Raw genomic sequence first — 24,557 nt, forward strand, 5'->3', positions numbered from 1 at the left:
GTGGATGTGTTCGGTTACTCAGTCGGCTACCAGTGGGCGCGAGGCTTTGCGGCGACCAGATCGACGACCGCATCCCAGCTCGTCCACACTCACGCCTCGGAGATCACGGCTCCTTTCGAAGCCACGCCTTGAGCGTCCCGGCGTACGACTCCCACCAGGTGGTCGGGAGGTGTAGGTCACACGCGGTCGGTGTCACGGCTCTGCACGGCTGTCTCGTCACCTGTGTAGCTGACTATGAGATGAGGAACATCATCATGCGAAATTCGCACCGCCGTTCAATTGTCGCGATCGCCGCTCTGGCGTTCGGTGCACTCGTGACCGGCGCAGTGTTGCCGGTGCAGGCGACAGCCGAGCTCGGTCCAGACCCGGCAGCCACCAGCAAGTCGGTGGCCGCATCGACCGCACCCGCGTTTCCGACATTCGTGCAACTGCCGGCCGACCAGGCGGCGCATCCGACAGCCACCCAGGAATGGTGGTACGTCGTCGGCCACCTCAACGCCGGCGGCCACCGGTTCGGCTACGAGGTCCAGATCACCAACGGCCAGACACCGCAGGCATTGATCGCGATCACTGACAAGACCACCGGCGAGTACTACACGCACAGCCAGGCCTACTCGCCTGACCAGACCAGTTTCTCCACCACCGAGCTCGACGCACGCGTACCGTCGGCGACGCTGTCCGGGCCAATGGATGGGATGCGCCTGCACGCAACGCTGCCGGCCGGCACGATAGATCTGACCCTCAACGCGCGAGGCCCCGTGATGTACAACAACGGGACCGGGCTGATCCCCTTTCTCGGCGGTACGAGCTACTACTACTCGCTGCCCAGCGTGGCGTCACAGGGAACCCTCACCGTGAACAACCACACCTACCAGGTAACCGGCGAGTCGTGGCTGGACCGCCAATGGGGTACCTGGGACTGGTCCACCGCACAGAAATGGACGTGGATGGCAGTGCAGCTGTCCAACGGCGACCGGGTGAACCTCTGGGATATATTTGCCCAAGGCAACGAGCACTCCTACGCGACAGTGCTGCACCCGGACGGCACCCACGAGGTCCTCGCTGTGAACCCACTCGCCGACACCACCTCCGCCTTCTGGACCAGCCCGACGACCGGAAAGCGCTACGGCACCCGGTGGACCGTGAAGATCCCCGCACTGGATGCCAGCCTCACCGTCGTCGCCAATCCGCAGGGACAGGAGATCCAGTCGTTCGGTGGCATCTTCGAAGGTGCGGCGAGCGTCACCGGCTGGTACCGGGACAAGCGGGTCGCCGGGCAGGCCTACGTCGAACAACTCGGCGACTGGCGATAGCTCAGCAGCGCGACCTCACGTCGCTCTCGGCCGGCTCGCGAGCGAGCCGGGGACGGGGCCTAGGCGGCGTCGGTGGCTGGGGTCGTTTGGAGCTGATTCGCCTCGTGGGAGGATGCTCTGGTGAAGTTGAGCGGGAGCACGTGGTTCGGGTATGGCGTCGTTGTACTTGTGACGTTTGTGGTGGGGTTCTTGGCGTTCTCGGTATGGGTTCTTTCGAAGGTTTTCTGATTCGGGTGTGATCTGGCCGCCTCCTCAGTGCGTCTCTTGTGGCAGAGGCAGCTACAGGAGGTGTGGATGGGTACGACTGAAGACTTCGAGGAGTTTGCGCGGGTGCAGATACCGCGGCTGTACCGGACTGCTTGGTTGCTGGCTGGGGATCGGCATCATGCTGAGGACCTGGTGCAGGAGACGCTGGCCAATCTGTTGAAGGTTTGGCAGCGGATCGACAGTCCGGCCGCCTATGCGCGGACTGCGTTGGTGCGGACGTACATCTCGCAGCGGCGGCGGAAGAGTTGGTCTGAGCGGCCTACCGCGGACCTGCCGGAGACTGCGGAGCGGGTTGGGGATCCGGAACTGCGGATGGCTTTGCAGAGCGCTTTGGCGGAGCTGGCGCCGTTGGATCGGGCCGTGCTGGTGCTGCGGTTCTTCGAAGACCGCAGCGTCGAGCAGGTGGCGCTCGATCTTGGCAAGAAGACCAGTGCGATCACCACTCGCACCGCCCGCGCCCTGGACCGCCTGCGGGCGGTTCTCGGTGACGGCGCCGACCAGTTGATCGCGCTCTGACGCTGAGGAGAACCATGAACACCCAACTCACCGATTTGATGCACCGGGCCACCGAGAACCTCGAGCCCGTCACACCTGATCTGCTCGAACGCAGCGTTGCGCAGGGGTTGCGGCTGCGCCGCCGGCGTACGGCGATCGCCGCGGCGTCCGGCGCTGGGGCCGTGCTGGCTACCGCGGGGCTGATCGCCGGCGGGATCCATCTGGCCGGCTCCCCCACGAACGCCGCGGTCGCCGGTTCGCCCGTGCCGATCGCCAAACCCTCGGTCAAGCCCTCGGCCAAGGCCACCCCGACGGCCAAGCCTGTTGCGGTGAACCCGAAGCAGACGCTGGCGACGCTCAAGACCCTGGTCTCGGCGCCCGGCCGGACCTTCTCGAACCCCGAGACGTGGGGCGGCGGCGACTACGCCGGTGCGGCGTACGTCGTCAATGACGGTCACGGCGCCGCCCGGGTCGACGTACTGCTGTCCGGCGGAGGCGAGCAGAACCCGTGCGTCCCCAACCGCGCGGGGTGCACCACCCTGCCTGACGGGTCGGTCCTCTACGCCTCCAAGGAGTCGCCTGAGTACAGCGACAGCCGCCAGGCGGAGTACGGCGTCATCAACAACTACGTGCTGCTGTACCGCCACGACGGCCGCGTCATCAGCCTGACCAGCTACAACGGCCCAGCGGAGAAGGGCAAGCAGCACACCCGCCCCAAGCCGCTCCTCTCGGTCGAGGACCTCTCGGCCCTCGCCAAGAGCAAGGCATGGAAACTCCCCCCGGTCTCCCCCTCCAAGGGCATGAAGTAGAGGTGGGGTGTGAGCCCATCGCGTCGCCTCGTTGGAGGACGCGATGGGCTCGCTACTTCGCCGCGAGTACGCCGTGGGTTACTAGTTCGACGCCAATTGCCAGCGTGAGGAAGCCGATGACTCGGCTCAGGGCGCCCAGCCCTTCCAGCACGGACGTGCCGAGCAGGGCGAAGACGGTCAGGATCGCCAGGACGTAGACGCCGGTCATCACCGCCTGGCGTTTCATCGCGGCGCACTCGACGCCGTCGGTCAGACCTGCGAAGGTGGCCAACGCGCCGATCGGGTTCATGATCGGCAACAATGCAGCCACCGCCGAAACCGCGACGTGTACGGGCTCCACGGTCGGGAGCGTACGCGGCTCAGAGAGGACCTGCCGTGCGCCACGAGGTGACCGCCGCCGACACCGCACTCGCCGTGGGCAGCGGCGACGTCGAGGTCCTCGCGACTCCCCGCCTGATCACCTGGCTGGAGTACACGACCGCCCAACTCGCCCTGAGCGCGCTCGGTCCCGGTCAAACCTCGGTCGGTACGTCGGTCCGCATCCGCCACCGGTTGCCGACCCGGGTCGGCGACACCGTCGACGTCGCCGCGGACGGTCCCGAGGTGGACGGCCGCCACCTGCGCTTCCAGGTCCGCGCCACCAACTCAGCCGGCCAACTGATCGCGGACGGCGAGCTCGAACGCGTCGTGGTCGACCGCGAACGCTTCCTCGCGAACGTGCCCTAGTGTCGTCCGTCGAGCTCCCGGCTCAGCACATTAGACGGGCCGCTCGACGTACCAGGCGGGCAGTTCGCCGGGCTGGAGATCGGTCGGGTCGCCGGGACGGGAGAGTGTGAGGATCGCCTGCTGGATCTCCGGGCGGGCGTTCAGCGCGTCCTCGATCGCGTAGAGGCGGGCGGCGACCTCGGACTCGACGTCGTTGCCGACGACGTCGACCGCGGCGACCAGGAAGATCCGGTCCGCTCCGACCCACTCCATGTGCAGGAAGGTGATCCGCTCGATGTCCTGGTGCGCGAGCAGCGCGCGGAGCACCCGGTTCCGGGCCAGCGGCGTGACCGCCTCACCGGTCAGGAAGTCCATGTTCCGGCCGATCAGGAACAGCGCGACCCCGCCGAGCAGGATCCCGACCACGATCGAGCCGATCGCGTCCCAGACCGCGTTGCCGGTCAGCTGATGCATCAGGATCGCCAGCGTCGCGATCAGGATGCCGATCAGCGCGGACAGGTCCTCGACGAACACCGCCCGGAGCACCGGGTTCGACGTCAGCCGCACGTACCGCCACGGGCGCACCATCCGCTCCAGCGCACCGGCCTTGGTCTGCCGCAACGCCTGCGTGAACGAGATCCCCTCGAGCACGAACGAGACCGCGAGCACGGCGTACGCCCAGCCGTACGACGTACCTTCCGCCTCACCGTGCTGCAGCGACTGGATGCCGTGCCACACCGAGACCGCGGCGCCGACCGTGAACAGCCCGAACGCCGCGAACATCGACCAGATGTACCCGACCCGCCCGTACCCGAGCGGATGCGACTGGTCGGCCGGCTTCCGCCCCCGCCGCTCGCCCACCAGCAGGAACACCTCGTTGCCGGTGTCAGCCCAGGAGTGCGCCGCCTCCGCGGTCATCGAGGCGGATCCGGTGATCACCGCGACCACCGTCTTGGCGAGTGCGATCAACAGGTTCGCGGCGAGCGCGACCAGCACTGTCAGGAGGCTCTCGCCGCCGGACGCGTCGTCCTCCGAGCTGCTCACAGTCAGACCTTACTCAGCTGACCGGCCGGATGATGCGCTGCTCGATCGCGCGTGCCACGGCTGCCGCCCGGGTGTCCACCTCCAGCTTCGTGTAGATGTGCGCCAAGTGGGACTTGATCGTCGCCTCGCTGACATACAGCTTCTTCGCCAGGTCGCGGTTCGACTTGCCGGTGGCGAGCAGGCCGAGGATCTCTACCTCACGCTCGGTGAGCGTCGGGCCGGAGCGTCGTACCAGCCGTGCTGCGACGGCCGGAGCGAGCACGGTTTCGCCGCGGGCGGTGCCGCGGATCGCGCGGAAAAGGTCCTCCGGCGGCGCGTCCTTCAGCAGGTAGCCGGAGGCCCCCGCATCGATCGCGCTCAGGATGTCGGCCTCGGTGTCGTACGTCGTCAGCACCAGCACGTACGGCGGTTCCGCCAAGGCACGCAGACGCGCGGTCACCTCGGCTCCGCCGGCACCGGCCCCGAGGTTGAGATCCATCAGTACGACGTCAGGGTGCAGGGCCGCGACGAGCTGTTCCGCGCTGTGCGCATCCGAGGCCTCGCCGACGACGGTCAGATCTTCCTGGCCTTCGAGCAGCGCCCGGACTCCCGCGCGCACCACGGGATGATCGTCCACCAGGGCAACCCGGATCATGGGTGCTCCGGCGTCGTTGGTGGCGCCATCGTTGGTAGTGACATCGTAGATAGGGGGATCGATGCGGCCAGCGCCGTACCGTCTCCCGGTTCGCTCTCCAGCACCAGCGTTCCTCCCAGTTGTCTCAGCCGTTCTCGGATCCCGGCCAGTCCATGGCCACGGTCGGAATCGATCTTGACATGAGATCGCGGAAGGCCTCGGCCGTTATCCACAACGTCGAGAACCACCGCGTCCGGGTGGTATGTCAGCGTCACCACGGCCGCTTTGGCGTGCGCGTGTTCGAGGACATTGGCGAGTGCTCCACGGGCTGTGCGGAGCAGTGCTGTCTCCACCTCCGAGTCGAGCGTGACCGGCGTTCCGTGGACCTGCACGCGGACGTCGACGTCGACGTGGGCCGCCAGACGCTCACAGGTCTTGCGGAGTGCTTCCGGTAGACCAGCAGCGAGCTCAGCCGGTGCCAGGTCGCGGACCACTCTCCTGGCCTCGTCCAGCCCGTCGCGTGCTGTGGCTGCGGCCTGGGCTGCGTGTTCGCGTGCGGCGGCCGGTCTGTCGTCCCACTCGCGTTCTGCCGCCTGCAGCAGCAGGTTGATGCTCGACAGGCCCTGCGCCACGCTGTCGTGAATCTCGCGCGACAACCGCGCCCGCTCGGCTATGACGCCGGCCTGGTGCTGCGCGTCGGCCAGATCGCCCTGTGCTGCGTGCAGCTCGTCCAGCAGAGCCTGTCTGGCCAGTGCGTCCCGCTCCAGCGCCCGATAGGCGCCCACGGCAAGCACTGCGACGCAGACCGGCCCCAGCACGATCGTCGGGTCCAGCCGGTCGGTCATCCGGGTCCACTGCACCACGGTGACCGCCACCATGCCCGCAACGACCAGACAGGCCGGGCGGAACGGCAGGATGCGCAGGGCAACGAAAGACAGCGGCACTGCGCACCAGGCGAACGACGGCGCCAGAAGCACCAGCACACACCACTCCACGACCAGCAACGCCAGCCAGACCCGGCTGGGCAGCAGACGGTACGCGGAGTACGTCGCCAGCAGCAGCGCTGCCCCGATCAGCACCCACGGTCCCCGGTCGTCGAACCCGTGACCGGTGAGGTACCGAATCGCTGACGCCAGCACGAGAACCACCAGTGCCGCGTGCAGTGCGGTCACCAGGCAGGTCGCGTGACTCAGGATCGACGGGGTGTGTGCAGTAGACATGTTCAGTTGATCGTAGGCCGCTCAGACCCGGTTCCGAATCATCCGTTCGGCTATCGATTGGTGGCCGAACACCCGTCGTACGGAGAGCCCGGCGGACGGAGGCTGGAGGCAGCTCGAAGTCCACCGACCGTTTAGGGGTCCAGATGTCTGTCCGTTCGCTGTCCGCCGCCCTCGCGCTGTCCGCCACGCTGCTCGGCGCCGGAGCCTCGACGGCCTTCGCCACCCGGCCGACCACGTACGAGCTGCCCGGTGACGCCGGCGGGTCGAAGTTCGAGGGCATCGGGTACGACGCGCGTAGCAAGAACTACTACGTGTCCGAGACCACCGGCGGCGAGATCCACCGCGGCCAGCTCCGCTCCGGCGACGCCGTCGAGTGGCTGAAGGGCGACGGCACCGACGGCCGCTGGACCGCCCGCGGTGTGAACGTCGACTCCCAGGGCCGGGTGTACGTCGCCGGCGGGCCGAACGGGATCGACCACCCGGGCGCGCCGGACCTGTGGGTCTACGACCGCGACGGGCAGCTGCTCGCCGCCCTACGGACCGGCGTTCCGAACGCGTTCCTGAACGACCTGGTGATCGGGCCGGACGGCGCGGCGTACTTCACGAACTCGAACGCTCCGCAGATCTTCCGAGTCTCCGAGCAGCACGGCCGGTGGACCGTCTCGACCTGGGCCGACGCGACCGGGACCATCGAGACCGCGACCGGCTTCAACCTCGGCGGGATCGTGCTCTCACCGGACCGCAGGGCGCTGGTCGTGGCCCAGGGCAACGTCGGCAAGCTGTGGCGGTTCGACTTGCGGACAGCGAAGGCCACCGCGATCGATACCGCCGGCGCGGACCTCGTGAACGCCGACGGCCTGGTCCAGCAGGGCAACAGCCTCTGGGTCGTACGCAACTTCTCCAAGGTGCTGAGCACGCTTCGGCTGTCGGCCGACGGCCGGACCGCAAGGCTGGTGTCCGCGACGCCGACCGACCCGGACCGAGTGCTGACGACCGCGAAGCTCGCCCAGGGACGGCTGCTGGTGGTCGACAGCAAGTTCGACGAGGCAACCGCGGTCCCGCCGTACCAGGTCATCACCCTCAACCCGCGCCGATGAACCGCCGTCCGATCGCCGTGGTCGCCGTCCTGCTGATGGCGGTGACCACCGCGTGTTCCACTGAGACCAGCAGCACGTCTGCTGCATCACCTACCAGTTCGCCCTCGCCTTCTAGGAGCGCCTCGGTGCCGTCCACCCTCGACAGTCAGCTGATCGCCGCCGCCTGGAAGAACGACGTGGCCGAGGCCAAGCGCCTGATCACCGCGGGCGCGAACGTCAACGCGGTCGACGACACCGTCCAGAGCGCGTTCCTGATCGCCGCGAGCGAGGGCTATCTCGAGCTCCTCGACCTGACCCTCGCTCATGGCGCCGACCTCCGCAGCCTCGACAGCTACGACGGTACGGCGCTGATCCGGGCGGCCGAGCGTGGTCACGCTGCAGTGGTCGGCCGGCTGATCAAGGCCGGCGTGGCGGTCAATCACGTCAACAACCTCGGCTGGACCGCCCTGCACGAGGCAGTCATCCTGGGCAAGGGCACACCGGCCTACGTCGATACCGTCCGGCTCCTGATCGCCGGCGGAGCCGACCGCACGAAGCCCGCCGTCAAAGACGGCGCCACACCAGTGCAGGCCGCGAAGGACCGCGGCCAGACAGAGGTCAGCGCCGCACTCGACACTGCGGGCGAGCTCCGAGACACCCGCGCCGCGACCGAAGCGCTGCTGGCCGCTGCGGCATCGGGCGACGCCAACAAGGTCGCCGCAGCCTTGGCTGCCGGTGCACCGATCGAGTCGCGCGACGACCACCGCCGTACGGCGCTGCTGCTCGCCTCGCTCAACGACCGGGTCGAGGTGGCCCGACTGCTCGTCGCGCTCGGTGCCGATCCCGACGCACAGGACGACCGGCAGGACTCCGCCTGGCTGGTCACCGGCGTCACCGGAAGCGTCGCGATGCTGGAGACGCTGCTGCCCGCAAACCCGGACCTGACGCTGAGGAACCGCTTCGGCGGCATCTCAGTCATCCCGGCGAGCGAACGCGGCCACGTCGACTACGTCCGGCGAGTCGTCAAGACGAAGATCAACGTCAACCACGTCAACAACCTCGGCTGGACCGCCTTGCTCGAAGCGATCATCCTCGGCAACGGCACGCAGCAGTGGCAGGACATCGTCAAGACCCTCATCGACGCCGGCGCCAACCCCAACCTGCCCGACGCCGAGGGCGGCACCCCACTCCACCACGCCGAGTCCCACGGCTACGACAAGATCGCAAAAACCCTCCGCGCCGCCGGAGCGCGTAGGAGTCGCGCGGAGCAGGCACCACCTCTCCGTGCAACCGCTTCAGTCGTGGGCGAGGCAGCGGGACGGGAGTTCGAACCAGCGGAGGTGGTCGAAGTCGGTGTTGACGTGGCCCTCGGGGTCGGTGCTGTCCTGCTGGCAGGACGACAGGAGGTCGCGGGCCTCGGCGAGGTAGTCGTCGAGGGCGGACTCGGGAGCCGTGTGGTCGTGGCGCGGGTACCTGAGCTTGCCGTCGGCGTCGTACCCGACCTGGGAGAGCCGCATCGGCGGCTCGACGGGGCCGCGGTGGTGCCGCCAGAGGCCGTTGGCCGGGTCGAAACGGTAGTCGCCGAGCAGCCGCCAGCCCTCGCGGGCGACGAGCTTGACGGCCTCGACGACGTACGTGAAGACGGCGTCGGAGATGAAGTAGTTGAAGTTGACCCGCACCCAGCCGGGCTTGATCCCCTCGCAGCCGTGCAGGATCTCCTCCTCGAATTCGTGTGACCGGTCGAGGTCGATCCCGAGCAGAGTGTGACCGTACGGGCCGGCACACGAACAGCCGCCGCGGGACTGGATGCCGAACAGGTCGTTCAGCAGCGCGACCACGAAGTTGTGATGCAGGTACCGCCCCGAGCGCGCCTTGACCACGAACGACACGATCGACAGGCGCTCGGCGTCCAGGTTGCCGAGGATCTGCAGGTTCGGCTCCGCCTTCCACGCCTCGACCGCGCGCCGCAGGTACGCGTCCTCGTGCGCGCGGATCACGTCGATCCCGACCGCCTGCTTCAGCTGGAACGCCAGCCCGGCGCGGATCGACCCGATGATCGCCGGCGTCCCGCCCTCCTCGCGATGCACCGGGTCGTCCAGGTACCGATGCTCGAGCGGGTTCACATACGCGACGGTGCCCCCACCCGGTACGTCGGGCACCCGGTTGCGGAGCAGTTCGCGGCGAGCGACCAGGACGCCGGGCGTCCCCGGGCCGCCGATCAGCTTGTGCGGGCTGAGGAAGATTGCGTCCTTGTACGACAACGGGTCCTGGTCGCGTCCGCCGTACATCTCGATCTCGACGTACGGCGCGGCCGCGGCGCAATCCCAGAACGACAGCGCGCCGTACCGATGCAGGAGGGCGGAGACGCGCTGCGTGTTGCTGACGATGCCGGTGACGTTGCTCGCGGCCGAGAACGAGCCGATCTTCAGCGGGCGGTCGACGTACTCCTGCAGTCTCGCCTCGAGCTGGTCGATGTCGATGTGACCGTCCGTGTCCTGGGAGATCACCACCACGTCGGCGATCGACTCACGCCAGGGCAGCTCGTTCGAGTGGTGCTCGTACGGCCCGATGAAAACGACCGGTCGCTGATCCGAGGGGATCTGGTCGGTCAGGTGGTACGTGTCGTCGAGTTCGGCCGGGATCCGCAGGCCCATGATCCCGATCAGCTTGTCGATCGCCCCGGTCGCGCCGGAGCCGCAGAAGATCAGCGCGGTCTCGTCGTCACCGCCGACGCTGTTGTGGATGATGCGCCGGGCGTCCTCACGCAGCCGGGTCGTCTGCAAGCCGGTGCCGCTCGACTCGGTGTGAGTGTTCGCGTACCGCGGGAGAACCTCCTCGCGGATGAAGTCCTCCAGGAAGGTCAGCGCGCGCCCGGACGCGGTGTAGTCGGCGTACGTGACGCGGCGCGAACCGTACGGCCCCGGCATCACCTGGTCGTCACCGATCACCGACGCCCGGATCCGCCGCAGCAACGGCGACTCCGGCGGCATCCCCGCTGGTTCCCCCTGGGTGTTCATGTCTCAGAGTATGGCCAGGAAGTGATCTGCGTCTCGTCCTGAGTGCGTGCCCTCTGGATAGGGTCGGTGCCAGTCGACGGCGAGGAGTGGGGATGACGTTTTCCAGCGAGCTGTGGGACCGCGGGGCCGCGTCCGTGTACGACGAGATCGTCCGGCACCCGTTCATCACCGGGCTCACCGACGGCACCCTCGACCACGACGCGTTCCGGTACTTCATCGTCCAGGACAGCCACTACCTCCGCGCCTACTCGCGGGCGCTCAGCCTGGTCGCCGGCCGCGCACTCGACGAGGACGCGGTCAGCATGTTCGCACTGCACGCCGCCAACGCGATCGCGGTCGAGCGGGAGCTGCACACCTCGTTGCTGGCGTCACTGGGGCTGACCGGGGAGGACGTGGACGCGGCCGGATCCGGTCCGACCACCACGGCGTACATGTCCTATCTGACGGCTGTGTGCGCCACAGGTACGTACGCCGAGGCAGTGGCCGCCGTACTGCCCTGCTACTGGATCTACCGGGACGTGGGGCGGGAGCTGCTCAAGCGGTCGTCACCGGACCCGGCGTACCGGAAGTGGATCGAGACGTACGGGTCTGAGGAGTTCGACGCGGTTGTCGAGTCAGTGCTCGCTGTCACGGACGGGCTGGACGTGGGAGCCGCGGAGCGGGAACGTTGTCACCAGCACTTCGCTACGACGTGCCGCTACGAATGGATGTTCTGGGACGCCGCGTACCACAAGCTCGATTGGCCGGTGGGATGAAGGACTTCTACGACGTCGTCATAGTCGGCGGTGGGCACAACGGTCTCGTCGCCGCCGCGTACCTGGCCCAGTCCGGGCTCTCCACGCTGATCCTGGAGCAGCAGTCGCACACCGGCGGCGCAGCGGTCAGCGAGCGCGTGTTCCCGGGTGTGGACGCGCGGCTGTCGCGCTACTCGTACCTGGTCAGTTTGCTGCCCGACAAGATCGCCGCAGACCTGGGCCTCAACCTGGAGCTCCGGTCCCGCGCGGTCGCGTCGTACACCCCGGTACGCCGCTCTGGACGCGACGTCGGCCTGATGGTCGAGCGGCCGGAAGGCGCCGGCACCAGGGACTCGTTCCGCGCGCTCACCGGTAGCGAAGCGGAGTACAAGGCGTGGACTGACTTCTACGGTTCTGTCAGCTCGCTGGCCGCTGCTGTCGCCCCCACTCTGCTGGAGCCGCTCCAGCCGGCGGCCGACCTCCGCTCCCGTGTCGACGGCGCACTGTGGGACGAGCTGATCGAGCGGCCGCTCGGCGAGGCCGTCGAGCGACGCTTCGCCGACGACACCGTCCGTGGGGTGGTCGCGACAGACGGCGTCATCGGGACGTTCGCCGGGCTGCACGACGAGTCACTGATCCAGAACAAGTGCTTCCTCTACCACCTGATCGGCAACGGCACCGGCGAGTGGCGCGTGCCTGTCGGCGGCATGGGCGCGGTCACCGACGCCCTGGCCGCTGCTGCCCGGCGCGCTGGCGCCGCAGTGGTCACCAACGCAGCAGTCACCGCGGTCGAAGCAGACGGAACCCGTGGATCGGTCACGTGGCTCGGTGGCGACGGTGAGCGATCCGTCGACTGCTCCTGGGTGCTGTCGAACGTCGCGCCGTCGACGCTGGCAGCGCTGCGTGGTCAGACCGGTGTCGAGAAGCCGGAGGGATCGCAGCTGAAGATCAACCTGCTGCTGCGTCACCTGCCGGCGTTGAAGTCCGGTGACGACCCGGCGCGGGCGTTCGCCGGCACGTTCCATATCGACGAGGACTACAGCCAACTCGAGACGGCGTACCGATCCGCCGCGGGCGGCGAACTGCCCGCCGTACCGCCGTCCGAGGTGTACTGCCACTCGCTGACCGACCCGTCGATCCTCTCCCCCGACCTCGTTGCCTCCGGCCACCACACCTTGACCGTCTTCGGCGTGCACTTCCCCGCCCGTTTATTTGCCTCCGACAACGATTCGGCCCGGGCCGAGTCCGCGCGGCGTGTGCTGGCCGGACTGGAGTCGTACCTTGCCGAGCCGCTCGAGGACTGCATCGCCCGGGACGCCGACGGCAACCTGTGCATCGAGGCCAAGACGCCGTACGACATCGAGGAATCCGTCGGCATGCCCGGCGGCCACATCTTCCACGGCGACCTCCAATGGCCCTGGGCCACGGACCCCTCCGACGCCGGCCGTTGGGGCACCGAAACCGACGTCGCCAACCTCCTGATCTGCGGCTCCGGAGCCCGCCGCGGCGGCGCCGTCTCCGGCCTCGGCGGCCACAACGCAGCCATGACCATCCTCACCCGCTAACCGATTTCGCATCTCCCCGATCCCCCTGCTACGATCCTCTTCGTTCGAAAGCAACACCAAGCGCCGCTAGCTCAATTGGCAGAGCAGCTGACTCTTAATCAGCGGGTTCGGGGTTCGAGTCCCTGGCGGCGCACAAAACTGCAGGTCAGAGGCCTTCCGCCTCCAGGAACTCATCCTTGGTACACATTATGGGATGGGTTTTCCTCATCACCGATCACCGGCACCGGTTCTGAGCGCACCCGATGGAAGCCGCGGATGCTTCTGAGTCAGGCGGGCGACCAGACGGCCCTCCTTGAGCACGCGACCACGGTTGCGGCGAAGCTCCGAGCCGATCGGCGAGCGGGCTTCCCGGAATGAGCTGAGCCCCGCCGCTGAATCGAGCACCTCATCAATCAACTCGATGAGCGTACGGGCACGCGATGCAGAATGACTCAGCTCGGCCTGAGAGTGCAGCTGCCCTCGCGCAGCATCAGTCTCAACGTCCAGCTTCTCAGCATCCATGACCCGAAGATTGCCTTCCCAACCCCCGCCGCAGAACCAGGATCACGCAATCCAGGACAATGGCCGCCGAACGCCTCTTCCGTGCTGGCGGGGGCGCAGGGGTGGGGCTACGCGCACAGCCGATCGTCGTACGCGCCTATCTCAAGTCCGCATCCGCACACGGCGGCAGGGCGCGAGTTCGGCGCGTAGCCGGCCAAGCCGCTCGAGACCCGCTCCCGTGCAGTGCCCCGGGTCTGCGACCGGTCCCTGCAGCTAGCGCAAGCGGGGCAGTACGTCGCGCAGGACCTGAGCATGCTGGTCTGCCGGCCCAAGCCGCACGCGTACGCTCGATGTCACCCTTGAACGAGCTGGTCAGCCGGCAACGAGCTGATGGTCAAGAAGGAGCGGGTCGCGCCGGCGCGCGAATCCGGCAGGACCGTCCATCGGCCTCGCCCGCGACTTCAGCGCGGGCATGGCCGCTCACCGACTCGCCGCGACGTACGGCGTCACCGCGCAGGCGACCTGAGCACCAACGACTGTGACCGCGAGCGCGAGGCCGAGGTGTGCATCCGAGAGAGGCCGGCCCGCGCAGAGGGCACGCTCTGTCCTCATCCACTCTGCCCAGGCGATCAGCGGCAGCAGAGCACCGGTCGCGATCAGGACGAGTGAGGCCGCGTTCCCTTCGCCGCTTCTACAACCTCGCCTGCGAGTGTGCAGCCCTTGGCAGCCCTGACGATCGCAGTGGGCGGGTGTTCCTCGCTGCTCCACCCATGTCCGTGGCGATGTCGGCACGGGCGGCAACCTTTTCGGTTCCGGTGGCAACTGCGCTGTGGAACGTCGACTGGATCTACCGAACGGATGGACATGAGGACAACGATGCACGGCGCGGCGGAGCCGCTGCGCAAGCGCCGGCGGGCCATCGGCATTCCGCTGGTTCTGCTGGCCGTCGGCGTTGTGGTCTGCCTGGCCGCGGCGCTCCTCATCAAGGGCGGCGCTGATACCCGGCGTACGGCCGACGAGTCCGTTCTTGCTGCCTCGGCGAGCGTCGCGGCCGATTCCGGCTCACCGACCATGGCGGCCGACGCCACGACGGCACCGACGATGGCGCCGGTAACGAGCCCGCCGCCATCGCCCCGCGGTACCCCAACCCCGTCGACCGCCAGCAGGCCGCCAACCGCGTCTCGCAGCCCGCGCACGCCTGCCAACAGCCCGCGCACGCCTTCCAGCACCCCGCGTCCAGAATCCGCGGTGTCCACGGGGTCTCTGGCCGGACGGATCAAGCCCGCCATCCGTTACCGGGGCGTCGCGACCGCCTACGAGGCGGGTGACGGGAATGGTGCCTGCCTCTACGGCCCGTCCGGCGACCTCATGATCGCGGCGATGAACCATACCGACTACGAGTCGGCCAAGGCATGCGGAGCGTACGTCCTGGTCCGCGCCGCCAACGGGGCTTCCATCACGGTGCGGATTGTCAACGAGTGCCCGTTGCCCTGTGCACCCGGGCAACTCGACCTCAGTCAACAAGCGTTCTCCAGACTCGCCAACCTCTCCGTCGGCCGGCTCCCGATCACCTGGACGCTGGTGAGCCCCGCCGCGTCCGGCACTGTCTCGATCCGGTACAAGTCCGGCTCCAGTCCGTACTGGTGCGGCGTCCAGGTGATCGGCCACCGCAACCCGGTGGCCGCGCTCGAGGTCCGGACCGCCAAAGGCTGGCGAAAGCTCCACCGCACCGGCTACAACTACTTCCTCGCCCCCGACGGCGACGGATGCGGCAGAGCGATCAGGGTCACCGACGTCTACGGTGAGCGGCTGACCATCGACGGGATCGCCCTCAAACCGGACGTCGCGCAGCCGACCCGAGTCCAGTTCGCCCGGCATTGACCGTGCCGCCCGTCCATCGTCAGGACTGTCTCCTCCACGGGCGATCGCCCTCCGGCAGGCGGTGAGGGGCACTGTTACGCTCGGCCCGATTGTCAACGCGCACATTGCAAGGAGAGGGCAGCCGCGGGAGATGCTGGTCGACGACGCGGCCGCGGAGTTCCACGATTTCTTCGAACGCCACTACGCCGAACTGGCGCGTCTCGCCTACCTCCTGACGGGCGAGAAGGACGTGGCCGACGACCTCGCCGCCGATGCGCTGGTCGCTCTGTGGCATCGCTGGGACCGGCTGCGGGCAGCGCAACACCCGGTCGCTTACGCCCGCGGCGTGGTGGCCAACCTGGCACGGGAATGGATCCGGAGCAGGGTCCGCGAGCGACGGCGAGTAGCGCTGTTCTGGTCCCGCAGTACGGAGTTGGTGGATGGGCCGGACGTTGCGGGCGTGCTCGACGTCCGGGCCGCGCTCTCCCGGCTGCCGTTCCGCAAGCGGGCGTGCGTGGTCCTGCGCCACGCCTTCGACCTGTCGGAGAAGGACACCGCTGCTGCGCTGGGCATCTCGGTCGGTACGGTGAAAAGCCAGACCTCGAAGGGGATGGCCGAGCTGGAATCGGTGCTCGGCGCGGAAGCGGTCGGCGAACTGGCGGCAGGAAGGAGGAACCGGTGAACGACGAGATCGGCCGACGACTGCGAGATGCCGCCGAGGCTCACGAGCCCAACCGCGCAAGGATCCTGGCGCGCGTGGAGCGCGGCGCGGCCGACCCCAACGTCCGGCACCGCACACCTTCGATCGCGAGATCATGGCCCCGGGCGGCAATCGTCGGTCTCATCGCCGCCGCCACCCTGGCGACCGGTGGTCTCGCCGCCGCTGTCGCCGCCATCGGCGGAGCTCAGTCGCCGCCGGCCACCGCCCCCACTCCCACGGTCCCTTCCCGGACAGTCCCCTCCCCAACTGTCACGTCCGCTCCGACGCCATCAACCCGCACCACCACTACCGGTCCGGCCCCGACCACCACCTCGCGCAGCGTGCGCCCGACTCCGCCGGCTGGCAGCCGGGTCAGTGACGGGCCGTTGTGGTCCGAAGGCTCGCTGGACGTGCACAGCACCATCTACTGGGCCCAGAACAACCTGACTCTCAAGACCACCGAGCCGCTCACCTCGCTCACCGCGGAGCTGCGCGTTGCCCAGACCGGCGGCGTGCGGAACACCGGCAACTGGCAGACCCTGCCGAGCGACGACTTCACCGTCACCGTTCAGGAGTCCGGCGGTGCGCTGCTCTACCGCTGGGCCCTCAAGCCGGGCCGCACCGTGCCGGCCGGACAACACGAGTTCGCCGTCCAGTACAACCACGCCACCGGCGTCCGCAAGGTCAAGCGCGACAGCTACCACGTCCACGCCCAGAGCTCAGGTCGTTCCGTCGCAGTCTGGGGAGGGTTCGCCTCGCCCCGGTGAGGACGGTCCCGCACGTTCATCGCCGGCAGCAAAAAGATCCCGGCCCGCGGCAACCTTTGCCGTGCCTGTGACCACTAGGGGGCGGATCAGGCCGCTCCGTTGCCTGGATCCGTCTTCCTCCGGTGAATGACAGGCAAGGAGTACATCCTCCATGGACAACCCCACGCGCCGCGGGCGTTACCGCGGCCGCTGGACCGCCACCGGTCTGCTGGTCGGCGTGCCCGCCATCGTCGTACCGTGCCTCCTGTTCGCGCAGCAGGACTCGCAGGCCGCGACGATCGACGGCAACGCCTACTATCAGCTGGTCTCCGTGCGCAGCGGCAAGGTGCTCGACGTCAATGGCTTCTCCACCGCCGACGGCGCCCGTATCCAGCAGTGGACCGACCAGCACACTGCCAACCAGCAGTGGACGCTGAGGGCCACCGGGAACGGCTACTACGAGTTGGTGAACCGTAACAGCGGCAAAGTGCTGGGCATAGCGGGCGATTCGACCGCCAACGCGGCGACCGCCGAGCAACAGACCGACAGCCCCTCCACCGCCCAGGAGTGGAAGCTCAATGAGGTGAGCGGATCCGACGCCGTCACCTTCACCTCCCGCAAGAGCGGCCAGCTCCTGGACGTCTCCGGAAACTCCACCGCGCAGGGGGCTGCAGTCATCCAGTTCCCGGGTACGGGCGGCACCAACCAGCAATGGAAGCTGGTGAAGTTGGACCAGCCCGAGACGCCCGGGTCCGGACCCTATGCGTGGAAGAACGCGCAGGTGGTGGGCGGCGGATACGTCACCGGTCTGGTGTTCAACCCGCGCGAGAAGGGCCTGCTGTACGCGCGCACAGACATGGGCGGCGCCTACCGCTGGGACACCGCGGCCGAGCAGTGGATCCCGCTGACCGACTGGCTCGGCGAGAAGGACTGGAACCTGCTGGGCATAGATGCGCTGGCCACCGACCCCGTCGACCCCAACCGGCTCTACCTCGCGACGGGCACCTACACCAACGAGTGGGCCGGCAACGGCGCGATCTTGCGCTCCACCGACCGGGGCCGCACCTTCCAGCGCACCGATCTGCCGTTCAAGCTGGGCAGCAACGAACCCGGCCGCGGGGCGAGCGAGCGGCTCGTGATCGACCCCGCGGACCACGGCACCCTGCTACTGGGCACCCGCAAGAACGGCCTGTGGCGCAGCACCGACTACGGCACGACATGGAGTCAGGTCTCCTCGTTCCCCGTCAAGGACGGGGCGAGCAGCGGCGCGGGCGTCTCCTTCGTGACGTACGGCCCGGCCGGCAGCAACACGGTCTACGTCGGCGTCAACGACAAGGACAAATCCCTGTATCGCTCCACCGACGGCGGCAACAGCTGGCAGGCCATCTCCGGGCGGCCCACCGGCCAGATGCCGCAGCACGGTGTCGTCTCCCGTGACGGTTCGCTGTACCTGACGTACAGCAACGACATCGGCCCCAACGACGCGACTGCGGGCTCGGTGTGGAAGTACACGCCGTCCGGCGGCGCGTGGAAGAACATCTCCCCGTCCCAGGGCAGTTACGGGTTCTCCGGTCTGGCCGTCGACCCGCAGAAGCCGTCCACGGTGATGGTCACCACCCTCGACCGCTGGTGGCCCCAAGACGAGCTGTACCGGACCACCGACGGCGGTACGACCTGGAAGGCGCTGGCTGACAAGTCGGTGCGGGACGCCTCCGCCGCTCCTTACGTCGGTACCGGCATCGGGCACTGGATGACCGCGCTGGCCATCGATCCTTTCGACTCCGGGCACGTGCTGTACGGCACCGGCAACGGTATCTGGCGCAGCAAGGACGCGAGCGCCTCCGACAGCGGCGGTACCAGCCACTGGACCGCCGGGGCCCGGGGGCTGGAGGAGACCTCGCTGGCGGACGCGATCGCCCCTCCCGGCGGCGCCGCCGTCATCACCTCCATGGGCGACCAGGGCGGCTTCCGCCACGACTCCCTGACCGAGGTGCCCGCCGGACGGCTGAAGAACCCGCTGATGGGCAGCAGCACCGACATCGATTTCGCCCAGTCGGCCCCCGCGGTGATGGTCCGCGTCGGCACTGGCGGCGCGCAGGACGGCGCCTACTCCACCGACGGCGGCAGCAGCTGGAACGGCTTCATGGCAGAGCCGGTGGGCAGCGCGAACAGCGGCCATGTCGCGCTCGCGGCGGACGGCTCCACCATCGTCTGGACCGAGGCCGGCCAGGCCCCGTACCGCTCGACCGACAAGGGAGCGAGCTGGTCGAAGGTCAGCGGCCTGGGCACCGACGCCGTGGTCGTCGCCGACCGCTCCGCGGCCAATACGTTCTACTCACTCACGGGCGGCACGCTCTACGCCGGCACCGACGGCGGCGCGACCTTCACCGCCCGCGCGGGCAATCTGCCTGCCGGCCGGCTCACGGCCGTCCCCGGCATCGCAGGAGACCTGTGGATCTCCGGCGGCGGCAAGGGACTGCTGCACTCCACCGATGGGGGCCGCAACTTCACCGCGCTCACCTCGGTGCAGTCCGCGTCCACCCTCGGCTTCGGCAAGGCCGCGCCGGGCACCACCTACCAGGCCCTGTACCTGATCGGCACCGTCAAGAACGTCACCGGAGTCTTCCGCTCCACCGACAACGGCGCCACCTGGGTCCGCATCAACGACGACGCCCACCAGTGGGGCAGCATCGGCGGAGTTGGCATCATCACCGGTGACCCCGACACCTACGGCCGCGTCTACATCGGCACCAACGGACGCGGCCTGCAGTACGGCGACCCGTCCTGAGCCACAACCCATTGAGCTCCGGCCAGCCTGCCAGCAGGCTGACCCGGAGCGCGGCTGCTGCGGTCATGGCCGGACATCAAGGCTGTCCAAAGGCTTTGCCGAATCCATCGATGCCGCGTCGCATTGCTGACTAGGGTGGGCGCCGGATTCGAGGAGGACGACAGACTTGAGACGCCTGATCGGGGCTGTGGTTGTGCTCGCCGCTCTGGGGCTACAGCCCGTGCCGGCTGCCGCGGCTGGGAGCGGTGACATCACGCTCGACATCCTGGCGAACCGTGACGTCACCCTGACCGGTGATGCCTTGGTGAACGTGCCCGATGGAACCACGACGTACGACGGGGCGATCCGCGGCGAAGGAACGCTGCGGATCGCGGGCAGCGGCACGTTGATCCTCACCAAGGACAGCGACTTCTCGTTGCCCAAGGCAAGTCAACGGCAGACGGTCCGGATCCTCGGTGGCAACCACCCGTACGTCGTGGTCACGCGCCCCGATCCGCCGGCGGTCGTCGTCGACAAGGGCGCGACTCTGCAGTACGGCAACGGCGGCGGCACCGGACTGATCGGCAGATTCCCGTACGGCACGCCCGGCTACCAGCTCAACCAGGACAACATCGAGGTGAACGGCACCCTGCGGTTGTCGCTCACCCGGTCCTTCAACCTCGGCACGATCAGCGGCTCCGGGCTGATCAGCCAACCACGGTTCCTCTGGGGCACCCTTGATCTGGCGGGCACCAATCCGTTCTCGGGCGTGATCGACAACGGCACCCAGGCGTCCGCCGGCAAACCGGAGACCACTGTCGCGCTGCCGAACGCCCGGGCCATCCTCAACCAAGGCACCTGGACGATCGACACCCCGCTGCACCAGACCGTCACCATTCGGCAGAACTTCTACCAACGTGAGTACGGCAGCGACATCAACGTCCAGTCCCGCCCCGGCAGCAAAGTGATCCTGACCGGCCAGTACAGCTACTCGGACCGTGGTGGCGACACCGACCCGTCGCTGAGCGACCCGGCGATCAACTGGCGGAAGATCCCGCACGACCTGAACAAGCGCGGCACCAACATCAAGGGCGCCGACGTCCAGTGGGGCGACGGCAGTACGCACAAGATCTTCATGCCAGGCACCGCGGACACCGTCTACATCAACCTGCTGGCCGCGCGGTTCCGCTCCAAACTCACCTTCGCCTACAACGGCCCGGTCACGCTCGGCGCCCCGATCGGTGGCGGTGTTTTTCACGACACCCTGAAGTCGCCTGGCGCCGGTGACGTCGTGATCAAGGCGGTCCGTGGCAACGACGTGACATTCGCCGCCGACCAGTACTACGACGGCTCGACGACGATCGAGAAGGGTGCGACCCTTCGCCTCGGAAGTGGACGGCCCGGAGGTGACGGCAGCCTGTTGACGAAGGCCGCGTTGTTCCGCGTCGTCAACGAGGGTTCGCTGGTGGTTCGCAACGCCGGCAAGGCGATCACGCTGTCGAAGATCAGCGGCACCGGTTCACTGACTCAGGCCGGCGCAGCGACGACTCGCCTCGCCGGGGCGCTGACCTACACCGGCACCACCACGATCTCGCGCGGAGTCCTAGCGCTCACCGGCGGCAGCCTGACGTCCAGCAGCGCCGTGATACTCACCACGTCCGGCGCCAAGCTCGATCTGACCAAGGCCGGCAACCAGACACTCCGAAACCTCAGCCAGGCCTCCGGCACCACAGTCCTGTACGGCGATCGCGCCACGCTCACCTTGAGCCGTCAGTCCAAGCTCTCCGGCACCCTCCAGGGCGGCCGGCTCGTCAACGCCGGCACCACCGGCGGGACGTTCACCGTCAAGGGCGATTTCGAGCAGACTCCCGACGGTCGATTGTCCACCCGAGCGACCGGTACGCCGGTCCGCGTGTCCGGCAGGGTATCGCTGGCCGGAAAGCTCGACCTCACCCCGCCGGCCAAGCTCACCAAGGAAACCCTGCTGATCGCCAACGACGGCACCGACCCGATCGCCGGCGCGTTCACCAACGTCCCCGAAGGCGCCCGGAGCGCGGGGTACCAGATCACCTACAAGGGCGGCGACGGCAACGACGTCACGCTGAAGCCCGTCAAGGCGAAGGCAGCGCTCGACCAGCCCACCGCGCACAACACGCCCCCGGCAACCACCACGACTGCGGCTGACGGCTTCTCCCTGCGCCTCCCGGCCACCTTCGCGACCGGAGCCCTCGCGCTCCTCGCCTTCATCCTGATCGTCGTCCGCCTCCGACGCGCTCGCCCGCGGCCCGGAGGACGTCGGCGGTTGACGCAGAGGTCCACGCGGCTCTGAGCCGTTCGTACTCTTCCGCGGTCACTGGCAGTACGACGCCGTGACAAGGATCTTCCGGCAGCCGGTAATCCCTGCAGGGGGTCCAAATACCGCCGGCGAGATCGGTTGTCTCGAACGGGACGTAGCGACGCTGCGGGGTGAACTCGTCGATCCAGAGGTACCACCGGTTCTCGGTGTTCGACTTGTACACCAACGGTCCCTCCCCCTGGCTGATCGCGCCGAGGCCGATGCCCTCGGTCAGCGGCGTCCACTCCGCGGCCGTCAGGGACGTCGCGGTCTCGGAGAAGACCGACTTGCCATGCGGCGCGTCGCCGCTGCGGCCGCGTTCGTCCTTGAGGAACCGGTAGTAGACGCCGTCGTGGTCGATCACGGTGGCGTCGATCGTCTGCCATCCCCGGTCGATCCACACGTGCGGCTCGGAGAACTCGCGGAAGTCGCGAGTGGTCACGCCCATGATCCGGTTGTAGCTCTCACCCTGATGTTCGGGGTTGTCGTACAGTGTCGACGACCAGTGGACCAGATAGGCCTCCTGCTCGGGGTCCCAGACCGCCTCCGGAGCCCAGGTGTTGCCGGCCTCGGGCGGTGCGACCTGGACGAGTCGCCCCTCACCCCAGTCCACCAGGTCCGTCGACTCCCAGACCACGATCGAGCGGCTGCCCCATCGCTGGTGCCGATCCCAATCGTGGTTGGCGTAGAGGCGTAGATCGGTCGCGACGAGGTAGAACCGGTCACCTTCCGGAGCACGAACGATGTGCGGGTCGCGGACGCCCCGTTCTCCCACGGACGAGCGCAGTACCGGCTTGCCACCGTTGAGGTCGTCGAAGTGCAGCGGGTCGTTACCTTCGCTCAAGGCGAAGTAGATCTGCTCGCCGTCGACCGATTCGCGCTTGAAATGCGCGTACAGGTAGCCCACGTAGCGTAGTTGCCGTCGATCCGCGCCGTTGTTCGTCATCTGACCTTCTGAGCTTGCTGAAAGCGCTGATGTGCTGGGCGAGCGCCCACCGTAGCCCGGTAGGCGCTCGCCCTGATGGTCGTCTCGAAGGTCGACCTACCCAGCGGGCTTGATCTCTCCGTAGAGCTCGACCTCGGACAGATTCCCGAACCAGTTCGCCGGGTTGTAGATGCGCAGGTACCGGTAGTGACTGTTGCCTGATGCCTCGTGATCGCTCCAGGTGTTCGCTACCGCTCCGGTGACCGGCTTGGTGAGGTCGGTCCAGGTCTGGCCGTCGTTCGACCCTTGCACGACGGTCCCGTTGGCCCGCTGTGGGTGGCTGGCCCGCGGAAGAAACAGCACTTCCTCGGGTTGGACGGTTGCGTTCACGCCGACGTCGAGGACGTAGTAGGCGCCAGTCCCACTGTTCAGGTCGCTGTAGGTGTCGGGGTTGCGGTCGAACAGCAGGTAACCGACCTCGTCGGCGCCCAGCCCGGTGCCGGCCATTGCTTGTCGGACGCGGTAACAGTGGCGACCTTGCCTACGTCGATGAAGTGTGCGGGATCGCCTGCGATGTAGAGCTTCGATCCGTCGGTGGTTCCGTACATGGTCGGTCCCGACTTGCCGGTGGCGTCGAGGTAGTCGACCGCGAGCCGGATGTTGCCCGGGGGCACGTTGTCGAGCTTGACGGCGGCAGTCCAGTTGACGCCGTCCGCCGAATTCGCCTTCGCTGACAGACCTTGGACGGTGACGGTGACCTGGTGGAGCGGCTTCTTCGCGGTGACCGAGACGTCGACGGTGTCGCCCGTCATGATCTTGCCGGCGATGGCCTGTGCGGAGGTGATCGAGGCCGACTTCACCAGGTTGTCGATCTGGTGCCGTTCGCCGTAGATGTGGAACTCGGTCAGCTCGAACACGCCCCGCACGATCCCGTAGAGAACGTCCGGCAACTGTTTGATATCTGGACCTTCAGGTACCGGAACTGGTCGTCCTGGAGGTCCTTCGCGACGTCAAGGGTCAAGCACCTGGCTCACGCCAGGTTCCACGACCACGATGGCGAGGTCCGTGCCGTCACCGCCACCGGCATCTGCGCCTGGTCGGCGACAGGTCACCGATGTGACGGCGAGGGCTGATATCGATAGACAGATCCTATCGTCCCGGGTCAGGACAGGTCTTGGACGCCCGCCGGACGGCCGTCGTAGCGTCGTTCCACGCCACGGGAACAGGGCTCCGGCCTGACCCGTGGAGTCTGGTCAGATCCGGTCTGGTCGGTCTACGTCGCACATCAGCCTGGCAAGGAGCGCAGCATGAACATCACTGTGATCGGACGAGGCAACATCGGCGGCGGGCTGGCCGACCTGTGGGAAGGTGCCGGGCACAAGGTGACGCGGCTGGGGCGTGCAGGCGGCGACGCCGACGCCGCCGAAGCGGTGCTGCTCGCTGTCCCGGGTACCGCCATGGAGGCGGCTCTGTCGTCCGTCAAGGGGCTCGATGGCAAGACGGTGCTCGACGCCACCAACCTCTACGGCGACGCCCGGCCTCCGGCCGGGTTCACGTCCAACGCCGAGTACGTCAAGTCGGTCACAGGAGGGCCAACGGCGAAGGCGTTCAACACCAACTTCGCTTCTCTGTTCGGGCAGATCGCCGAAGCCCGCGTACGGCCGAGCAACCTGTGGTCCGGCGACGACGAAGCCGAAGGCATCGTCAGCCAGCTGAGTTTCGATGCCGGATACGAGGCGGTGCGTGTGGGCGACCTGAGTATGGCCGCCACTCAAGAAGGTCTGGCAGGACTGCTCATCGCCATCGCCCAGTCCGGGCTCGGCCAATTCGTCTACCGGATGGCACCACCAGAACAGCTCTGACTCTCGCCAGCGAACGTCGACTCA

At 67.9% G+C, this 24,557-nt stretch carries 23 protein-coding genes, 1 tRNA gene and 1 pseudogene; 15 read left to right on the top strand and 10 right to left on the bottom strand.

Going from position 1 to position 24,557, the window contains the following annotated elements:
* Positions 1 to 239: 239 nt before the first annotated feature.
* The 3 genes from E0H45_RS30265 to E0H45_RS30275 all read left to right on the top strand — a co-directional run bounded on the left by E0H45_RS30265 (position 240) and on the right by E0H45_RS30275 (position 2,884).
* Positions 240 to 1,313, top strand: coding sequence for a lipocalin-like domain-containing protein (locus E0H45_RS30265; RefSeq protein ID WP_165546638.1), 1,074 nt, complete (start codon positions 240 to 242; stop codon positions 1,311 to 1,313).
* A 294-nt stretch (positions 1,314 to 1,607) separates the two neighbouring features.
* Positions 1,608 to 2,096 carry a SigE family RNA polymerase sigma factor gene (locus E0H45_RS30270; RefSeq protein WP_131343506.1) on the top strand — a complete coding sequence of 163 codons (489 nt, stop codon included), beginning with the start codon at positions 1,608 to 1,610 and terminating at the stop codon, positions 2,094 to 2,096.
* A gap of 14 nt (positions 2,097 to 2,110) precedes the next feature.
* Positions 2,111 to 2,884: a hypothetical protein gene (locus tag E0H45_RS30275; protein ID WP_131343508.1), complete on the top strand. Its 774-nt coding sequence runs from the start codon at positions 2,111 to 2,113 to the stop codon at positions 2,882 to 2,884.
* 52 nt (positions 2,885 to 2,936) lie between these two features.
* On the opposite strand, the gene E0H45_RS30280 is transcribed toward E0H45_RS30275, so the two are convergent.
* Positions 2,937 to 3,224 carry a MarC family protein gene (locus E0H45_RS30280; RefSeq protein WP_238155382.1) on the bottom strand — a complete coding sequence of 96 codons (288 nt, stop codon included), beginning with the start codon at positions 3,222 to 3,224 and terminating at the stop codon, positions 2,937 to 2,939.
* Positions 3,225 to 3,259: 35 nt separating this feature from the next.
* Here E0H45_RS30280 and E0H45_RS30285 point away from each other — a divergent pair, with 35 nt between their 5' ends.
* On the top strand, positions 3,260 to 3,610 hold the full coding sequence (locus tag E0H45_RS30285; protein WP_131343510.1) for a thioesterase family protein: 351 nt from the start codon (positions 3,260 to 3,262) through the stop codon (positions 3,608 to 3,610).
* Positions 3,611 to 3,640: 30 nt separating this feature from the next.
* Here the strand turns inward: E0H45_RS30285 and E0H45_RS30290 are convergent, their stop codons facing one another.
* The 3 genes from E0H45_RS30290 to E0H45_RS30300 are packed head-to-tail and all read right to left on the bottom strand — an operon-like array spanning position 3,641 to position 6,466.
* Positions 3,641 to 4,633 carry a cation diffusion facilitator family transporter gene (locus tag E0H45_RS30290; RefSeq protein ID WP_202872566.1) on the bottom strand — a complete coding sequence of 331 codons (993 nt, stop codon included), beginning with the start codon at positions 4,631 to 4,633 and terminating at the stop codon, positions 3,641 to 3,643.
* Positions 4,634 to 4,646: 13 nt separating this feature from the next.
* Positions 4,647 to 5,267, bottom strand: coding sequence for a response regulator (locus E0H45_RS30295; RefSeq protein ID WP_131343512.1), 621 nt, complete (start codon positions 5,265 to 5,267; stop codon positions 4,647 to 4,649).
* Positions 5,264 to 6,466: a sensor histidine kinase gene (locus E0H45_RS30300; protein ID WP_131343514.1), complete on the bottom strand. Its 1,203-nt coding sequence runs from the start codon at positions 6,464 to 6,466 to the stop codon at positions 5,264 to 5,266. Before E0H45_RS30300 ends, E0H45_RS30295 begins: the two co-directional genes overlap by 4 nt.
* Positions 6,467 to 6,609: 143 nt before the next feature.
* Between E0H45_RS30300 and E0H45_RS30305 the strand changes: the two genes are divergently transcribed.
* A complete protein-coding gene (locus tag E0H45_RS30305) occupies positions 6,610 to 7,563 on the top strand; it encodes an SMP-30/gluconolactonase/LRE family protein (protein ID WP_131343516.1) in 954 nt (317 codons plus the stop codon).
* On the opposite strand, the gene E0H45_RS42990 is transcribed toward E0H45_RS30305, so the two are convergent.
* Positions 7,547 to 7,699 (bottom strand): hypothetical protein, encoded by a 153-nt coding sequence (locus E0H45_RS42990; protein ID WP_202872567.1) that lies wholly within the window; start codon positions 7,697 to 7,699, stop codon positions 7,547 to 7,549. The two genes, E0H45_RS30305 and E0H45_RS42990, sit on opposite strands and share 17 nt — an antisense overlap.
* On the opposite strand from E0H45_RS42990, the pseudogene E0H45_RS43795 reads away from it, so the two are divergent.
* Positions 7,689 to 8,699, top strand: a pseudogene (locus E0H45_RS43795) (ankyrin repeat domain-containing protein); the annotation flags it as partial. The gene E0H45_RS42990 and the pseudogene E0H45_RS43795 overlap by 11 nt on opposite strands.
* Positions 8,700 to 8,837: 138 nt before the next feature.
* Here the strand turns inward: E0H45_RS43795 and E0H45_RS30315 are convergent.
* Positions 8,838 to 10,559, bottom strand: coding sequence for an aminotransferase class V-fold PLP-dependent enzyme (locus E0H45_RS30315; protein ID WP_131343517.1), 1,722 nt, complete (start codon positions 10,557 to 10,559; stop codon positions 8,838 to 8,840).
* 92 nt (positions 10,560 to 10,651) lie between these two features.
* Here E0H45_RS30315 and tenA point away from each other — a divergent pair, with 92 nt between their 5' ends.
* The 3 genes from tenA to E0H45_RS30330 all read left to right on the top strand — a co-directional run bounded on the left by tenA (position 10,652) and on the right by E0H45_RS30330 (position 12,991).
* Complete coding sequence (gene tenA / locus E0H45_RS30320; RefSeq protein ID WP_131343519.1) at positions 10,652 to 11,314, top strand: thiaminase II; 663 nt, start codon at positions 10,652 to 10,654, stop codon at positions 11,312 to 11,314.
* On the top strand, positions 11,311 to 12,858 hold the full coding sequence (locus tag E0H45_RS30325; protein ID WP_131343521.1) for a phytoene desaturase family protein: 1,548 nt from the start codon (positions 11,311 to 11,313) through the stop codon (positions 12,856 to 12,858). The genes tenA and E0H45_RS30325 overlap by 4 nt, the downstream gene beginning before the upstream one ends.
* Before the next feature lie 60 nt (positions 12,859 to 12,918).
* Positions 12,919 to 12,991: transfer RNA gene (locus E0H45_RS30330), tRNA-Lys, on the top strand.
* A gap of 74 nt (positions 12,992 to 13,065) precedes the next feature.
* Here E0H45_RS30330 and E0H45_RS30335 read toward each other — a convergent pair.
* Entirely contained in the window at positions 13,066 to 13,359 is a 294-nt protein-coding gene (locus E0H45_RS30335; protein WP_131343523.1) for a hypothetical protein, read from the bottom strand.
* Between the two features lie 843 nt (positions 13,360 to 14,202).
* Between E0H45_RS30335 and E0H45_RS30340 the strand changes: the two genes are divergently transcribed.
* From E0H45_RS30340 to E0H45_RS30360, 5 genes are all read left to right on the top strand, one after another.
* Positions 14,203 to 15,219, top strand: coding sequence for an expansin EXLX1 family cellulose-binding protein (locus E0H45_RS30340; protein ID WP_131343525.1), 1,017 nt, complete (start codon positions 14,203 to 14,205; stop codon positions 15,217 to 15,219).
* 130 nt (positions 15,220 to 15,349) lie between these two features.
* On the top strand, positions 15,350 to 15,880 hold the full coding sequence (locus E0H45_RS30345) for a SigE family RNA polymerase sigma factor (protein ID WP_131343527.1): 531 nt from the start codon (positions 15,350 to 15,352) through the stop codon (positions 15,878 to 15,880).
* Positions 15,877 to 16,665 carry a hypothetical protein gene (locus tag E0H45_RS30350; protein ID WP_131343529.1) on the top strand — a complete coding sequence of 263 codons (789 nt, stop codon included), beginning with the start codon at positions 15,877 to 15,879 and terminating at the stop codon, positions 16,663 to 16,665. Before E0H45_RS30345 ends, E0H45_RS30350 begins: the two co-directional genes overlap by 4 nt.
* A 151-nt stretch (positions 16,666 to 16,816) precedes the next feature.
* Positions 16,817 to 19,432, top strand: coding sequence for an RICIN domain-containing protein (locus E0H45_RS30355; RefSeq protein ID WP_131343531.1), 2,616 nt, complete (start codon positions 16,817 to 16,819; stop codon positions 19,430 to 19,432).
* Positions 19,433 to 19,598: 166 nt separating this feature from the next.
* Positions 19,599 to 21,740 carry an autotransporter gene (locus E0H45_RS30360; protein ID WP_131343533.1) on the top strand — a complete coding sequence of 714 codons (2,142 nt, stop codon included), beginning with the start codon at positions 19,599 to 19,601 and terminating at the stop codon, positions 21,738 to 21,740.
* Here E0H45_RS30360 and E0H45_RS30365 read toward each other — a convergent pair.
* The 3 genes from E0H45_RS30365 to E0H45_RS30375 all read right to left on the bottom strand — a co-directional run bounded on the left by E0H45_RS30365 (position 21,655) and on the right by E0H45_RS30375 (position 23,621).
* Entirely contained in the window at positions 21,655 to 22,692 is a 1,038-nt protein-coding gene (locus tag E0H45_RS30365) for a glycoside hydrolase family 43 protein (RefSeq protein ID WP_131343534.1), read from the bottom strand. The genes E0H45_RS30360 and E0H45_RS30365 overlap by 86 nt on opposite strands.
* 96 nt (positions 22,693 to 22,788) lie before the next feature.
* A complete protein-coding gene (locus tag E0H45_RS30370; protein WP_131343536.1) occupies positions 22,789 to 23,178 on the bottom strand; it encodes a hypothetical protein in 390 nt (129 codons plus the stop codon).
* Positions 23,100 to 23,621: a hypothetical protein gene (locus E0H45_RS30375; RefSeq protein ID WP_131343538.1), complete on the bottom strand. Its 522-nt coding sequence runs from the start codon at positions 23,619 to 23,621 to the stop codon at positions 23,100 to 23,102. Before E0H45_RS30375 ends, E0H45_RS30370 begins: the two co-directional genes overlap by 79 nt.
* Before the next feature lie 357 nt (positions 23,622 to 23,978).
* Here E0H45_RS30375 and E0H45_RS30380 point away from each other — a divergent pair, with 357 nt between their 5' ends.
* Positions 23,979 to 24,533, top strand: a complete 555-nt coding sequence (locus tag E0H45_RS30380; RefSeq protein ID WP_131343539.1) for an NADPH-dependent F420 reductase — start codon at positions 23,979 to 23,981, stop codon at positions 24,531 to 24,533.
* The last annotated feature ends 24 nt before the right edge of the window (positions 24,534 to 24,557 follow it).

It is taken from the genome of Kribbella soli, assembly GCF_004331345.1.
GTDB lineage: Bacteria > Actinomycetota > Actinomycetes > Propionibacteriales > Kribbellaceae > Kribbella > Kribbella soli.